Here is a 619-nt window from a genome sequence, read left to right as displayed (position 1 = left end):
CGCGATGTACTTCCAGATCAATGCCGCCCGCGCGGCGGACCGTCGACTGGTGTCGGCGGGCCTGACGGCACGGCGGCTGGTGCTGGCCCGGCTCGGTACCGGAGTGGTGTTGGCGGTGCTGGTCTCGGCGGTGGCGTTGCTGGCGCTGGCGGTGCGGGTCGGAATCGATGCTCCGGTGCGGGTGACGGTGGGCACGATGATGTTCGCGGTGATCTATCTGGCCATCGGGGCGATGGTCGGGGCACTGGTGCGCAACCCGGTCAACGGCACCGTGCTGATCCTGTTCGTTTGGATCGTCGACGTGTTCTTCGGGCCGGCGATCGGCTCGGCGCAGCGGGTGGCCACCCGCGGATTTCCCACCCACTTCGTGACGCTGTGGATGGTGGATGTGCCTTCCCGACACGGCGGGAAGGTCGGGGACCTGGGATGGGCACTGGTGTGGATGGACGGGGCGCTGCTGCTCGGGGCGATGGTGGTCACCGCCACCGTCGGGGGATTGCACGGGCACCGCGAGCGCACCGGCCGGGGTGGGCGGGCGGACCGGTTCTCGGTCGGTCTGACCATGGGATTGCGGGACTGGCGCCGCAATCCGGTGCTGTGGGTGCTGCTGGTGGTGGTG

General features: G+C 69.8%; 1 protein-coding gene. It reads left to right on the top strand.

The window, feature by feature from the left end; translation table 11 throughout:
• The coding region (locus CQZ88_RS21440; protein WP_258008714.1) for an ABC transporter permease at positions 1 to 619 on the top strand (619 nt) is incomplete at both ends.

The organism is Rhodococcus sp. ENV425, assembly GCF_002887785.1.
GTDB classification, from domain to species: domain Bacteria; phylum Actinomycetota; class Actinomycetes; order Mycobacteriales; family Mycobacteriaceae; genus Rhodococcus; species Rhodococcus aetherivorans.
Note: the sequence above shows the minus strand (reverse complement) of the source record. Positions and strands in the feature narration are given on the sequence as shown.